General features: G+C 40.3%; 12 protein-coding genes and 1 pseudogene. All 13 read right to left on the reverse strand.

All coding sequences use genetic code 11. The annotated features are described in order from the left end of the window. Positions 1 to 381: 381 nt before the first annotated feature. A complete protein-coding gene (locus GB993_RS11060) occupies positions 382 to 1,860 on the reverse strand; it encodes an amino acid permease (protein WP_161004341.1) in 1,479 nt (492 codons plus the stop codon). Between the two features lie 107 nt (positions 1,861 to 1,967). Beyond that, entirely contained in the window at positions 1,968 to 2,420 is a 453-nt protein-coding gene (locus GB993_RS11065) for an arginine repressor (protein ID WP_161004342.1), read from the reverse strand. A gap of 19 nt (positions 2,421 to 2,439) precedes the next feature. Continuing rightward, entirely contained in the window at positions 2,440 to 3,117 is a 678-nt protein-coding gene (locus GB993_RS11070) for a Crp/Fnr family transcriptional regulator (protein ID WP_017262959.1), read from the reverse strand. Positions 3,118 to 3,266: 149 nt separating this feature from the next. Beyond that, positions 3,267 to 4,205 carry a carbamate kinase gene (arcC, locus tag GB993_RS11075; protein WP_161004343.1) on the reverse strand — a complete coding sequence of 313 codons (939 nt, stop codon included), beginning with the start codon at positions 4,203 to 4,205 and terminating at the stop codon, positions 3,267 to 3,269. Positions 4,206 to 4,225: 20 nt separating this feature from the next. Beyond that, positions 4,226 to 5,356, reverse strand: a pseudogene (locus GB993_RS11080) (aminotransferase). 12 nt (positions 5,357 to 5,368) lie between these two features. After that, positions 5,369 to 6,793: an arginine-ornithine antiporter gene (gene arcD, locus GB993_RS11085; RefSeq protein ID WP_178942337.1), complete on the reverse strand. Its 1,425-nt coding sequence runs from the start codon at positions 6,791 to 6,793 to the stop codon at positions 5,369 to 5,371. A 71-nt stretch (positions 6,794 to 6,864) separates the two neighbouring features. Continuing rightward, positions 6,865 to 7,902 (reverse strand): ornithine carbamoyltransferase, encoded by a 1,038-nt coding sequence (gene argF, locus GB993_RS11090; RefSeq protein ID WP_161004345.1) that lies wholly within the window; start codon positions 7,900 to 7,902, stop codon positions 6,865 to 6,867. A 31-nt stretch (positions 7,903 to 7,933) separates the two neighbouring features. Then, the gene (gene arcA / locus GB993_RS11095; RefSeq protein ID WP_161004346.1) at positions 7,934 to 9,166 is read right to left on the reverse strand and encodes an arginine deiminase; all 1,233 of its coding nucleotides are present in this window, start codon (positions 9,164 to 9,166) and stop codon (positions 7,934 to 7,936) included. Between the two features lie 559 nt (positions 9,167 to 9,725). Continuing rightward, positions 9,726 to 10,424, reverse strand: coding sequence for a B3/B4 domain-containing protein (locus tag GB993_RS11100; RefSeq protein ID WP_238331659.1), 699 nt, complete (start codon positions 10,422 to 10,424; stop codon positions 9,726 to 9,728). Positions 10,425 to 10,548: 124 nt separating this feature from the next. Continuing rightward, on the reverse strand, positions 10,549 to 12,075 hold the full coding sequence (locus tag GB993_RS11105) for a YfcC family protein (RefSeq protein ID WP_431188885.1): 1,527 nt from the start codon (positions 12,073 to 12,075) through the stop codon (positions 10,549 to 10,551). A gap of 374 nt (positions 12,076 to 12,449) precedes the next feature. Beyond that, positions 12,450 to 12,905, reverse strand: coding sequence for a helix-turn-helix domain-containing protein (locus GB993_RS11110; protein ID WP_161004349.1), 456 nt, complete (start codon positions 12,903 to 12,905; stop codon positions 12,450 to 12,452). A gap of 6 nt (positions 12,906 to 12,911) precedes the next feature. Next, on the reverse strand, positions 12,912 to 13,334 hold the full coding sequence (locus GB993_RS11115) for a GNAT family N-acetyltransferase (protein ID WP_161004350.1): 423 nt from the start codon (positions 13,332 to 13,334) through the stop codon (positions 12,912 to 12,914). Between the two features lie 211 nt (positions 13,335 to 13,545). Next, positions 13,546 to 14,466 carry a ribokinase gene (rbsK, locus tag GB993_RS11120; RefSeq protein ID WP_026017234.1) on the reverse strand — a complete coding sequence of 307 codons (921 nt, stop codon included), beginning with the start codon at positions 14,464 to 14,466 and terminating at the stop codon, positions 13,546 to 13,548. Positions 14,467 to 14,468: the final 2 nt, after the last annotated feature.

Here is a 14,468-nt window from a genome sequence, read left to right on the forward strand (position 1 = left end):
TTAACCAACGCCCCCTTAAAGTACTTAACTGGCAAACACCTTACCAAGTGATGCTGACTAATTTGTCAAAAAATTCGGATCAAATTTGCAATCTACCTATAATCCATATTCTTCTTCCTTTCAAAAAAACTCGTCTTTCTCCATGTCTAATAGCCATGAAAAGAGACGAGTTTGCCCGCGGTACCACTCTAATTGATAAAATCCACTCATTAAAATATTTAAATGTCGTTCTAAAGAACACGCCTTCAGGTAGTATCAACACTGGGCTCTCATCATCCCCAATTTGCTGTTGTCAATATCGACCCTACTACTTTCTTATCATCAAACATTACATTTGCATGGTAACAAACAGTAACTCCGAAAAGCAAATCGTTATTCAATTCATGCTTTATTTTGTTTTAATTCATCATCACGAATAGTCGACTTTAGATCTACCTTAGACAATGGAATTAATGTCGTTCTATAACGCAATTTGTAATACAAGAACAAAATCAAAAATAGCGGAATACTCAAATACGTTACACCAATTGACATCCAATCAAAATCTGCAAAAGATTTCAGGTTTTGTCCGATAATAACCAAAATACAAAGTACAAGTGCTAGCAGTGGTCCGAAAGGAAACAGCTGAGCATGATACCGCAACTCCGATAACTTATGTCCCTGCTTGATAAAAGCGCGCCGAAAGCGATAGTGTGAAATAGCGATTCCTATCCACGCAATAAAACCTGTTAGACCACTGGCTGAAACCAAGAAAAGGTACAGCTTTGGGCCAAAAAAACTCGTCAAAAACGTTAATGCCGAAATTAAAGTTGTTAGTAATAGCGAAAAAATTGGAATTCCTCGCTTGTTAGCTAACCCAAACGACTTAGCCGCATATCCCTGAAGTGACATTGAATACAACATTCTGGTAGACGCATACATACCTGAATTAGCGCTTGAAATGACAGAAGTCAGAATCACAGCATTCATAATGCTTGCAGCTCCTGCCAATCCGGCACGTTGAAATACAACAGTAAATGGACTAATAGCAATATCCTTTGCGGATGAGCCAAGTAAAGTCGGACTGGTATAAGGAATTATCAGTGAAATAACTAGGATTGAAAAAATGTAGAAGATTAAAATTCTCCAAAACACCTGATGAATTGCTTTCGGAATACTTTTTTCTGGAGTGGCTGACTCTCCTGCCGTAATACCAATTAATTCAGTACCCTGAAATGAGAAACCTGCAACTACAAACACACTTAAAATTCCGGGAATACCATTCACAAACGGTCCACTTCGATAATTCCAATATTTTAAACCAGTTCCTGGTCTGCCCATAATGCCAATAATACTCATCAGCCCAATCACTAGAAAGATCAGTACAGTTACGACTTTAATAATGGCCAACCAATACTCAGTTTCCCCAAATGATGAAACAGATATCGCATTAATAGTGAAAATAAGAATTAAGGCAATAATACTGAATATCCATCCGGGCACATTTGGTAACCAAAAATGCATGATAAGTGAAACTGTACTGATATCAACAGCCACTGTGATTGCCCAATTAAACCAGTAATTCCATCCCATGGCAAAGCCAAGCGCTGGATCGACAAAACGCGTTGCGTAAGCAGCAAAAGATCCTGAAACAGGTAAATAAGTCGCCATTTCACCTAGACTTGTCATTAAAAAGTACACCATAGTTCCGATTGCAATATAAGCAACTAATGCACCGCCTGGCCCAGCAGTTGAGATAGCTGAGCCGCTTGCGACAAATAATCCAGTGCCAATGCTGCCACCTAATGCAATCATCGATAAGTGGCGGGTCTTTAACGAACGTTTCATCCTATTTTTGTTATCCTCAACAGGATCTTCCATACTCACCCTTCCTCACTCATCGATGTCATATTGTGCGATTCCCGCTAATTGATTCAACATGCAATTCATAATTTATCTTTTCACCAGTTTCTCAGATTTGTTGTCATTTATCCCATTAAGGCACGAATGCGATTAGCAATCCGAGTCGCATCTTCATTTTCTTTAGTCAATACCCACATATTGTCGTAGCCAGCTAGAGTACTGACCACTTCAGGAAAATCTGAACGATCAATTAAATCAGAAATAGAGTCAGTCCAATACGGTACGGTCCTAATAACAACGATAAAATCGTTCACAATCACATCTGTTACTTCATCACGAACCTCTACTAGTAATTCATCACTAGGGTCTTTTTCTATCGATTGTTGTGCAAAATATCGCACTTTTGTTTCCGAATCCATAATTTTGCCAACTCGTAACGACTGCAAATCTCGTGACAATGTTGCCATTGCTACGTTTATTTCACGCTCAGCCAACACACTGCGTAATTCAGTAATGCTGCTTATTTTTTGTGATCGAATAATCTTTAAAATCTCTGTTTGCCGATCTTCACGTTTCATGTCTCAACATCCTCAATTTTTAGTTCAAAAAAGTGATTTTCTTGTGCACGTACGCAATTTTGTGATCTGCTATCAACTCACTGACAACTGCACTGGCCGTCTCACGAGTTGTTGCACTCACTTGAGCCAACTCAATTAAAGTCACGGGATAATCTACATGTATTTGCCCGTTCTCATCTTTTTGTCCAAGTCGATACCCAAAAATTTCTAACGCATGACGCACGCGATCACTGGCTGATGAGGTTACCATGTTCTGTAACTGATCTTCATTTTGACTAATGATTTGACCCATTTCCTGAATGACAAGTTCCATCATCGCGTTATTCTGTCTAAGAATAATTTCAATTGTCGACATTGAAAACACTGCGATTGTTATTTTTGTCATTGCCCGGGCGGTGTATGAATATTCCCGGTCGTGGAATAAACCACGGTATGGAAACCCGTGATTCTTGTTTACATATTCGTAATAGTTAAATTCCCCGTTTTCATCAAATCGTTCAGTTCTGATAATTCCATCAATCAAAAAATAAAATTTGTCGCGCTTATCGCCTTGATCATATAGGGCTTGTCCCTTCGAATATTTTTTAAACACAACATCCTGAGAAAAAATTTGCATTTCATTCTCTGTAAATTTAGAAAATTCTGGTTTCGTCTGCAGCAAGGCCATGTATTTTGGATAATCAGAGTGTGGAACCATAGGCACCTCCCAAAATTGATAAATTGAAATAACGACCTAAGACATCAGCTCATCGTTAATTTTACTAATTATTTTAAACATTATTTGAATTACTGTTCATAAAAAGTACACGGCATGAATAATTCTATCACTCAGTTGATGTCACTTTTTTATTTAGTAATAATCGTTCCGCTGCCATCATTTAAATAATTGGCAACGTTCTGCAACGATGTCACCACTGCGGTTCCACCGCTTTTTTCAACAAACTCAATAGCGGCTTGCACCTTTGGTAACATTGAGCCCTTTGCAAATTGATTTTCGTTCATGTATCGTTTCAACTCAGCAACAGATACATTTTCTAATTTTTTTTGATCCGGCTTATTGAAATTGACATAGATATTATCAACCGCTGTCAGAATAATAAGTTGATCTGCATGAACGAGTTCTGCCAACTTTTCCGAAGCAAAGTCTTTATCAATCACAGCTTCACGGCCTACCAACTGATTTCCTTCTTTAACGACAGGCACGCCGCCGCCACCTACAGATATCGGCACAATATCATTCGCTACCATGGTATTGATTGTTCTGTACTCCTGAACGCCAACAGGTCTTGGTGACGGAACCACTCGACGATACCCGCGACCTGCATCTTCAACAAAAGTGAAATCTGGATTAGCCGCTTGAGCTTGTTTCATACCAGCTTCATCATAAAATGGTCCAACTGGTTTTGAGGGGTTGCTAAAAGCCTGATCATTTGCATCAACTAGTACTTGGGTAACAACGGTTGCAACATCTTTATCGATGCCTTTTTCACGCAGAACACGCCCCAAAGCATTTTGAAGCCAGTAACCAATCGATCCCTGTGTCATTGCAACATCTGTATCTAGTGGCATTGCTGGATTCTTATCGGTCGATCCACCGGCCATTTGCAATAACAAGTTACCAACTTGCGGACCATTACCGTGCGAAACAATTAACTGATTCCCTTGGATTATGAACTCTGCCAAATATTGAGCCGTTTCAAGCAGTGCTTTCTGTTGCGCCGTTGCAGACGCATCATCCGTCAAAATGGCATTGCCTCCCAGTGCAACAACAATTTTTTTACCCATTTTATTTACCTCTTCTTTAATTACTTTGCGTATTTGCTATTGTGAAGAAACAACGACAAGCGTTTTAATCCTTCCTGTAACGTTGCAGTATCAGTACAGTAACCAAGCCGTGCATGACTAGGCATATCAAAACGGTTACCAGGTACCATCAACACACCTTCATCTTTAAGCAGATCAATGCAAAACTGCTCTGTCTGTTCAGGTTGGATATCTAACTTCACAAAGGATGTTGATACTGCGCGTGGAAAAATCATGCTAACTTTAGGTTCTTGAGCCACCCACTCTTTCAAGATGGACAAGTTATGCAACACAATTTTGGAATTTCGAGCCAAAACACGTGCACGATTTTTCAGTACATAAGTTCCCAATAAATCATTGAAAACCCCTGCACAAATCATGGTGTAATCTCTATATTTGCGAAATATATTAGCGACCTCTTTGTTTGACGCGGTCCATCCCAAGCGGATTCCCGGGACAGAATATGTCTTTGATAACGAGTTGGTCGCAATGCCTTTGTCATACAAATCGGCAATTGAAACAAAACTGTCTGGATCGTCAAGAGGCAGGTAAACCTCATCGACCAAAACATAAGCGCCAACCTCTTTGGCCAGTTCAACAATCTGTTGAAGTAAATTACGATCCAAAATGGTTCCCGTCGGATTATTGGCGTTATTCAAACAAATCATTTTTGTGTTTGGTTTAATTAACTGCTTCAGCTCTTCAATGTCTGGATTCCAATTATTGTCTTCACGAATGTGCCAGTAATCTACTGTTGCTCCCAAAGACTTAGGAATATCGTACAGTTGCTGATAACTTGGATATTCCGCAATGACATGATCTCCGGGCTCAATCAGGGAATACAAAGCCAGATGATTAGCACCAGTAGCTCCATTTGTCTGTAAAATATTTCCGGCAGGTACATGTTAATATAATTTTGCTGCCTCTTTTTTAAATTCAGGTGATCCTTCAATCCATCCGTAATTCATTTTTTCTTTGTTTAACGATGCATAAAACGTCTGACCATTCACACCGTCCAGACTCAACAATTCAGCCATAGTCATGGATGAAATCGTGCTCTGTGAGATATCGTAAGTAGCAGATTTTTCCCACTTATTTAGCCATTCTTCAACACCGAAACCTGCAATCTTCATATCTGCCTCCACTTAAACGGCAATCAATCCTTTACTCAGCAATACAATTCCGACAATGGCCGCAATTGTGATTACTATTGAAGCAACCCATTCCATCTTCGATAGATAATGACCTGCCCCATTGTCTTTATTGGCCTTGGCGTAGAAGAAAATTCCTGGCACATAAACGATTAGGCATAGTAGTAAGTACTGCCAACCAGCCATCAAGATACCAAAAACCTGAAACGCTGTGGCAAATACACCAATCCACATCTGACCCATTGAACCTTTTTCACTGCGATGTTGCCACGAATACTTAACTTGATACATTCCGACGAAGATGTAGCAGATAACAATTGCTGCCGTACAAAGTGACAGCGCAAAAGTATAGGCATTTTTAGCAAACAACAGTGACAACAAGAACAACTGAATTAGTACACCCGTCATAATTAACGAGAACGTGGGTGCATTGTGTTTGTTCTCACGTCCAAAGATTGGTGGCAACAATTTACTCTTCTTCATGAGCAACATGGTCTCTGCCGGTAGCATCGTCCAAGAAAGCCATGAACCTAAAATGGAAATAATAAGTCCAACACTAATGAACGCACCGCCCCAAGTTCCCAACATATCCTTGAAAATATAAACCATAGCCGGTTGCTGAATTGTTGCTAATTTTTCTTGACTCATATAGCCATACGGCAGCATTGATCCAAGAACATAAATAATTAATAGTGAAATCAAACCAATAATCGTTGCCTTGCTGGCATCGGACTTTTTACGCGCTCGTGACGACATCATAGTGGCGCCTTCAACACCGACAAATACCCACATCAGAACTAAAATAGTACTTTTGACTTGAGTCCAAATACTGTCAGTACGACCTGCATGGCTGGCCACATTCGTCCAGAAATCTGTGGTAAAAATGTGTCCCTTAAACAAAACTATTCCAACAACGATAAACGCAAATAATGGGATAATCTTGCAAATCGTCACGATCGCATTAATAGCAGCAGCACTCTCAACTCCGCGATTGACAACCCACGTTAAAATCCAGGACACAATACTGGCGACAATGATAGAGGGCACATTCTGTCCACCCTTAAATGCTGGAAAGAAGTAGCCCAGCGAACTCATTAAAACGGTAGCAAAAGCAACATTTCCTAGCCAAGCGGATAACCAATAGCCCCATCCACTGACAAAGCCAGCAAAATGACCGAAACCATCCTCAGCGTACGTAAATATTCCTTCCAAATCAGGACGTTTGTTGCCTAGGTTGCTAAGTGATAGCGCAAGCATTAAAATGCCAAAGCCAACGATTACCCAGGCGATCAGAGCTGGGCCGGCGGCCGCGCCGCTCGACAAGTTTGATGTCAGAGCAAAGATTCCTGCCCCAATGGAAGAACTTACAACCAGCGCAACTAAGGCTGGTAGGCCAATCCCCTTTTTTTCAGGTTCCATTTTTTCGACCTCCATTTAAAATAAAAACGAGCGTATAGAACTCAATCTATACACTCGTCATGCAGCATCAGTTACATCTTTGGAATGAACAAGTCACCAAGTGTAGCTGCCATCATTGCTTTAATGGAGTGCATACGATTTTCCGCTTCTTCGAATTGACGCGCGTACTTAGAACGGAATACTTCGTCAGTAACTTCCATTTCAGTAATACCGTATTTCTTCGCAACATCTTGTCCATATGACGTCTTGGTGTCGTGGAAGGCTGGCAGACAGTGCATAAAGATCAATTGATCATCAGGTGTTCCCGTCTTTTTCATCATGTCCATGTTGACTTGATAAGGTGTTAGCAACTTAACCCGTTCTTCCCAGTTAGTTTCTCCCATTGAAACCCAGACATCAGTGTAAATAACGTTCGATCCCTTAACACCTTCGTCGATATCGTCAGTGATCAGTAGTTTTGCACCACTTTCATTGGCAAACTTTTGGGCAATGTCAACAACATCTTGAGCTGGATGTAACTCTTTAGGAGCCAGAATATGAATGTTAACGCCAAGCATTGCACCTGCAACTAACAAACTGTTAGCCATGTTATTTCTGCCGTCCCCGACAAATGTCAACGTTAGGCCTTTCAGATGGCCAAAGTTTTCCTTAACCGTCATAAAGTCAGCGATCATCTGAGTTGGGTGCCATTCATCCGTTAAGCCATTCCAAACTGGCACGCCTGCATATTTAGCAAGTTCCTCAACATCCTTATGAGCAAAACCACGGAATTCGATTCCATCAAACATACTGCCGAGAACCTTAGCGGTATCCTCAATTGATTCTTTCTTGCCCAATTGAATGTCACCAGCACCCATAAATTCTGGGTGAGCACCTAAATCAATTGCAGCAGTGGTAAATGCGGACCTTGTCCGTGTCGAAGTTTTTTCAAAAAGCAAAGCAATATTCTTACCTTCCAAATAGTGATGTGGAATATTCCGTTTCTTTAAGTGCTTCAAGTGGAGCGCAAAGTCAACCAAGTACTGAACCTCTGCTGGTGTAAAGTCCTTATCAGCTAAATAACTACGTCCTTGTAATTCGGATACATCAAATTGATCTTTTTCTGTCATTTTTTAAACCTTCCCTATCTCTATTTATGATCTACAGATCTTCACGAACTAATGGCATACTCATGCAACGTGGACCCCCACGGCCTCTTGATAGTTCACTTGAGAGAATGTCAATAACTTTCAAACCGTGTTTACGCAACAATTCATTTGAAACGTAGTTACGGTTATACGTCACAACAACACCTGGGGCGATTGCCAATGTATTTGAACCATCGTTCCATTGTTCACGGCCCGCAATGATTGGATCACCATTACCAGTTGGAATTAAATCAAGTTCAGATAGCTTGAGTTCTTTTTTCAAAACGGCCTGTAAATCTTGATTGTGTTCTATGGTGAAACCATCTTCGTTATCTGATGGATGCAACGTCCAAGTATCAATTTTTCCACCATCACCCAAGATTCCTGGATGAACGGTAAACTGATCTTTGTTAATCATGGTGAACACGGTATCCAAGTGCATCATTGCGTGGTTATGCGGAATATGAATGGCAATAATCGTGTCGAAACCACTGTCCTCTGTAAATAAGTTGCGAGCAATGTCCTGGATAGCGTCGGCTGACGTCCGCTGAGAAACACCAATGGCCATAACGTGATTGTTCAGGACCAGTTCATCCCCACCTTCAATCCGCGTGTCGTGATTACGGTCACGCCATACATGAACACCTTGGTTAGCAAAACGTGGATGATATTTAATAATCGTTTCCATGAACAGAGACTCACGTCTGCGTGCGGTGAAGGTCATATGGTTGATACTTAATCCGTCACCGATTGAAGCCGCTGGATCACGAGTAAAGTACAAGTTTGGCATTGGGTCCATATAAAATGGATACGTTGAATCCTCGGCTGCACTGACAAGATCGGTTGGTTTAAAATCAATCTCATTTTTTCTGATTCCAGCCATAATTTTGTCAACCATTTGTTGCGTGCTCATACTGAACAAATATTCATAAAGTGCATCATGAGTTGAACCGGCAGCATATCCAGATTCAGCCAACATTTGTTCAAGAAACGGCTTCTTCACATCTCCAGCATCAATTGCTTCTGCTGACAGTTTTTCGAGGTATAAAACCTCAGCACCATTTTCTTCAAGAACATGAGCAAAGTTGTCGTGTTCCTTTTGAGCAATTGGTAAGTACGGAATGTCATCAAACAACAAACGTTCCATCATATCTGGCGTAAAATTCTCAATTTCCTCGCCAGGCCGCTTTAGCAAAACAGTCTTCAACTTGCCAATCTCAGAACGAACATGAATTGGTGATGTCATCTTTGTAGCCTCCTGTTTGTTTTTTATTACACATGAAGTGTATTGCTGAAAACGGTTTCAAAGTTTTGCCTATTTATCATCAAAAATGCGAAGTAGTTCGCATTGTATATAAAATATGCAGGCTGTGAAAGCGTATACATTTTGGACTGCGATTTATAAAGAAAAACTGAAAACTTATGAGAATAATCAAAATATTACAAAGTTGTTACGTCATTTTGAAAATTTATTAATTTTCACATACTAGATTTGGGCCACCTCACACGCAATCCCACCATTTCAAAGTCAAACGATAATAATTAATTACACTGGGGTTGCGAACAAGATTAATTATTTGATTGTCTAATTAGTTCGTCTCCACTGACTGCATATTCTTTCAAGTCAAATCACATTTTTATTGCAATCATCCATCCTTGACCGTTAATTATTTTCCCGACCAACTTTAAAAACGTTGCGCACTTCGCATTTACGCCGGAAAAACAAAAAGGCAAAGCATGGTACTCTAAGTACCTCATGCCTTACCTTTTGTTGAGTTTGTTAATTGTTTTTCAAATCATAATTACTAATTAAACTGTGTGCTCGATTTTGCTGTGGACACAAAAGTTATAGTACAGGTTGTGTTCAAGTAGTTTTTAAGACGTCTTTCAAGACAAGCAATTGCATTTCTATATTGCACCTGCCATTCCGGCTTTAAACACTCCATGTACATTACAACATTTTTTGTAGTCTCAGTTACTTCTGTTCGAGAACTATCACGCCATGCCCATTGACGGCTAGTTACATCAGTATCGTCACGATAAATCACCTCGCCAGGCAATGCTATTTCGTCATCATTTTCCCCAATTGCGGAGAAATGTTCAGTCCCGTTTGCTACCGTGAACTCAAGTTGGCCATTAACTTTGTCTAAGTCTAAACAGCCAACTGGAAACCCATATTCTAAGGAAACAGAATTATATATGTCCACCAAAGGGTTAATCGAACGAACTGGGTTGCCATTTTTTGCCCTCTTTAATAGATTTTCAATTGCGCTACGTGCACCTTTATCCGTTTTAAATTTTCTAAAGGCATCACGCCATGCTCGAACAATCCCGTTGTTGCTGATTGGTTCATCTGGAATCAATGTAGGTGCAATCTCATTTGCATGTTGTAACACGCTGTCTGGAACCTGCGTTCTATCCTGGTTGTTAATGTTATGCACCGTGATAATTGCAATCTTAACCTCCGGGAACAGTTTCCAAAATGCCGGGCTAACAGAAAACATGTGCATACTTCTCGCCTCGATTTATGCATAACTTCTCTTGCATGTACTCATCTGTCTTCATAACTAGAGGATCACTTAGCTTGTCAATTGCCATATGTTAATCATCCGAATTAGTAGCACAGTGTCAAGACAACAATACTTCCGCCACTAATAAGCCACCACCGAAGACCAGTACAAACACTACGACAGGCCAGACAAAGCGAATCCAATGCGAATATTTCATGTCTAACATCTGCAACGTCGCCATAACCAAACCGGTTGGCGCTAGAAATAACATTGCGTACTGTCCAAATTGATAGGCCGTTACCACCGTGTAGCGTGGAATATTTACCGTATCAGCAAGTGGTGCCAAAATTGGCATGGCCAACACAGCCAATCCAGATGAGGATGGCACGATAAAACCAAGAACAAAGAAGACAAACATCATGACGATGATAAATAACGGGCCACTCATATGAGAAACAACTTGCGTAGAGGCATGCAGGATAGTATCGGGAATGTATCCATTATTGAGTACTAAGTTAATACCTCGGGCCAAACCAATAATCAAAGAAACTCCTACCAGACTTGAAGAACCACTAACGAATGCATCAACAACACCCTTTTCGCCCAGTCCATGTTTTCCAAAACACGTAATAAACATAATAATCACTGCAATTATCAGAAATGACGAAGCCATGTCGGGAAATGCCCATCCCTCTGCCATCACTCCCCAAATCATAATTGGAAAGGCCATGGCAAACAGTATCAAAATCAGTTTCTTCTTTGCATCAAAGGTTAGGTCTGTTGCATTTTCTGAGGAAACGGACCACATTTTATTAAATGAATCATGATCGTCATATGAATAGGAAAACTTAGGATTCTGCTGCACCTTTCGAGCATAGCGGTACAAATACCAAAGAACAAAACATCCCGCAATGATTAATCCGACAACACGACCAGCTAGACCTTGAGTAAAATTCGTGCCCGCCGCATTTGAAGCAATAACAACTGAAAACGGATTAATTGTTGAAAATGTGGTGCCCACAGAGCTTGCCAAAAATATTGCTCCAACACAAACAATCGAATCATATCCCATGGCAATAAAAACTGGTACCAAAATTGGATAAAATGCAACGGCCTCTTCTTCAATTCCACAAAGTGTACCGCCAAGAAGTAGCAAAACTGCCACTAAAAATACGAGAGCAAATTCATGACCTTTTGTTTTTTTCGTTAAAGCCATTAAACCCGCTTCAAAGGAACCACTTGCTTTAACAATTCCAATCAAACCACCCAAAACTAGAATGAAAATCATAATGTCAACGGCTTCAATAGTGCCATTAACCATACTGGTAAAAATACTGAGAACACTTGCCGGATGTTGTTTTAACCGTTTATATGTATTCGGAATCGAAACTGGTTTGCTAATTGCACCTGACTTGAACTGTGCGATATCAATTTTCACATGTAATTTGTTCAACGTCTCCTGCGTCGCAGGCAAAGAACTTTTAATGCCGGTCGGTGACGTAACTTGTAAATGATTGCTACTATACTGCATTTTTGCGTAACTGCCAGCCGGTACAAACCACGTAAGCATTACTGCGACAATCGTAAGGAAAAATAAAATCGTGAATGCACCTGGCATTTTAATGTGAAACCTTTTCTTGCTCATCATCAAATCCCCCACACTAATATATTCGCCACTATGCATTATCCAAGCCCATTTTCGCTAAAAAGTAAGCGTTTTCAAAAAGTGCAACAGTAACGTGTACATTTAGTATGCCAAAGGAAAAAGCGAATTCAACACATTAGGAATAACTGGCAGAAAAATCTCAAATCAATTTCAAAAAAAATCCATTATTAATGCCAACAATTTCACATTCAAAAAAAATAGTGGACTACTAAAAATGAATAAATTCATTTTTAGTAGTCCACTATACAATTTTTTAAAATCTTATAATTTTAATAATATAACAGAATGTTTAATGGACATGTTGCTGAGTGTACCCAACTTCAAAGCCGATCATTAATCTTCTTATTTCTAGACTAACTTATTTTGCGGGCACCAATTTCCATCTGCGTATCTAATGCGACTAATATTCCCGATAAGGTACCAACGTCTGGAATTTGCTGAATGTTCTCAATCTTTGCAATTTGACTTTGACTGAGATTAACTTTCTGTCCCAATTCTGCCTGTGTCCATCCTTTAGCTAAACGTTCGTGGAGAATTTTAAAAGCTGCACAGACATTGATTGGCAAACCCATGGCTTCTGCCACATTCTCACCATTTGTCGCCGCAACAATCATTTTAGCGTCATCGTCAATCGTGTCTTTATGATCTAGATGTTTGGCAATCAACGCTGCCTCCCTAACATCCATATGTTCATAGTAGAGATCATCGAGTTTTTTTGAAACACGAGTGTACTCTGCAGAACTGGGCAGTGATTTTTCAAATTCTTTCCGAAGTTCTTTTATTTTGTCTCGAACTTGGTTTTCGTTCATTTTCGTTTACCAACCCTTCTCTAAATACTTAGTAACATTTCTTTGACAAACCTCAGGCTGGAAAATCATCGTTTGTTCAAACCAAATAGCACCAAGATGCAAATAAAACATTTGTACACCGTTTGTCTTGGCTCTCAAACTAACATAACCACCATTGTCAGGAATTTTAATTGCTTCTCGCATCACCAGTGCTAGCAACATTGCGCCATAACTTTGTCTCCGATATAACTTTGCGACTTCAATCAAGGAAACTTTCGTAAACCCTCGTAAATGTGAAAATGAAATTAGCCCGACTAACTGTTTATCTATAAATATGCCCATCACCTGATGGATTTTCAATTCAAATTTCCAATCAAACCCAGACTCAAATCCGATCCTACTCAGGTTTCTCAAACTTTTACCATCACGCATGAACTCATATTCTTTCATTGACTATTATACTATATATTCTAGTTTAGAATATTCTTTCGGCTTTATTTCTGTTTATTTTCAGCGTTACTCATTACATACGCAAAAGAATTCCCTTTTAATCGTCCATATAAGGCATTTTGCCATCCGAAATACTAAAAAAGACATCACTCACAAAAGCAACAGCTTTCATGAATGATGTCTTTTACCGAACTCAAAATCGGTAACTTGCTTATTTATATTCTGCCTTAATCTCATCCAGTGTTGGAATTGAAGGCTGAGCACCAAGACGTTGAACAGTGATCGATGATGCGTGGTTAGCAAACGTAATGGCTTCACGCATGTTACTGAAGTCTGGCTTCAATTGTGAACTTAAAGCGCCAAGGAATGTGTCCCCGGCAGCTGTTGTATCAACGGCCTTCACCTTGAATGCATCAACGAAACCACTACCGTTCTGGTTGGCATAAAAGGCGCCACGAGCACCAACAGTAATGATCAGTTCCTTACAACCCATTTGGGCGAACTTAGCAGCGTTCAACAACATTGAAGCGGCATCAGTCACTTCGATACCAGTGATGGTTGCGGATTCTGTTTCGTTCGGTGCAATCAAATCAGTGACCTTTAATAGATCAGCTGGGATCGTTGGAATCGCTGGTGCTGGGTTTAAGATGGTTGTGACGCCAACGGATTGCGCGTACTCGAATGCATATGTCGTCGTTTCAATTGGTGTCTCAAATTGAGAAATCAAGAAATCGGCATCTTTGATCACATCTTTGGCAGCATCAACATCGGCCTTGCTTAAGGACTGGTTAGAACCAGCGTAAACAAGAATCGAGTTTTGACCACTTTCTTGCAATAAAATGAAGGCTTGACCAGAACCGCGTTGTTCATCCGTCGTGACATGTTCAACACTAATGTTGTCTGACTTCAAAGCATCGCGCAATACTTCGGCGGCATCATCAGCACCAACTTTACCGATGAATGATGTTTGTGCGCCAGCACGAGCAGCAGCAACGGCCTGGTTAGCACCCTTACCACCAGGTGCTGAACTTTTATCCGTCATTTCCATAGTTTCGCCGCCAAGTGGCAGACGTGGAATCCGTAAGATGGAATCCATGTTTAGACTTCCTAATACAACGACTTTGTTCGCCATAA

Source organism: Furfurilactobacillus milii (assembly GCF_009864005.1).
Taxonomy (GTDB): Bacteria; Bacillota; Bacilli; order Lactobacillales; family Lactobacillaceae; genus Furfurilactobacillus; species Furfurilactobacillus rossiae_B.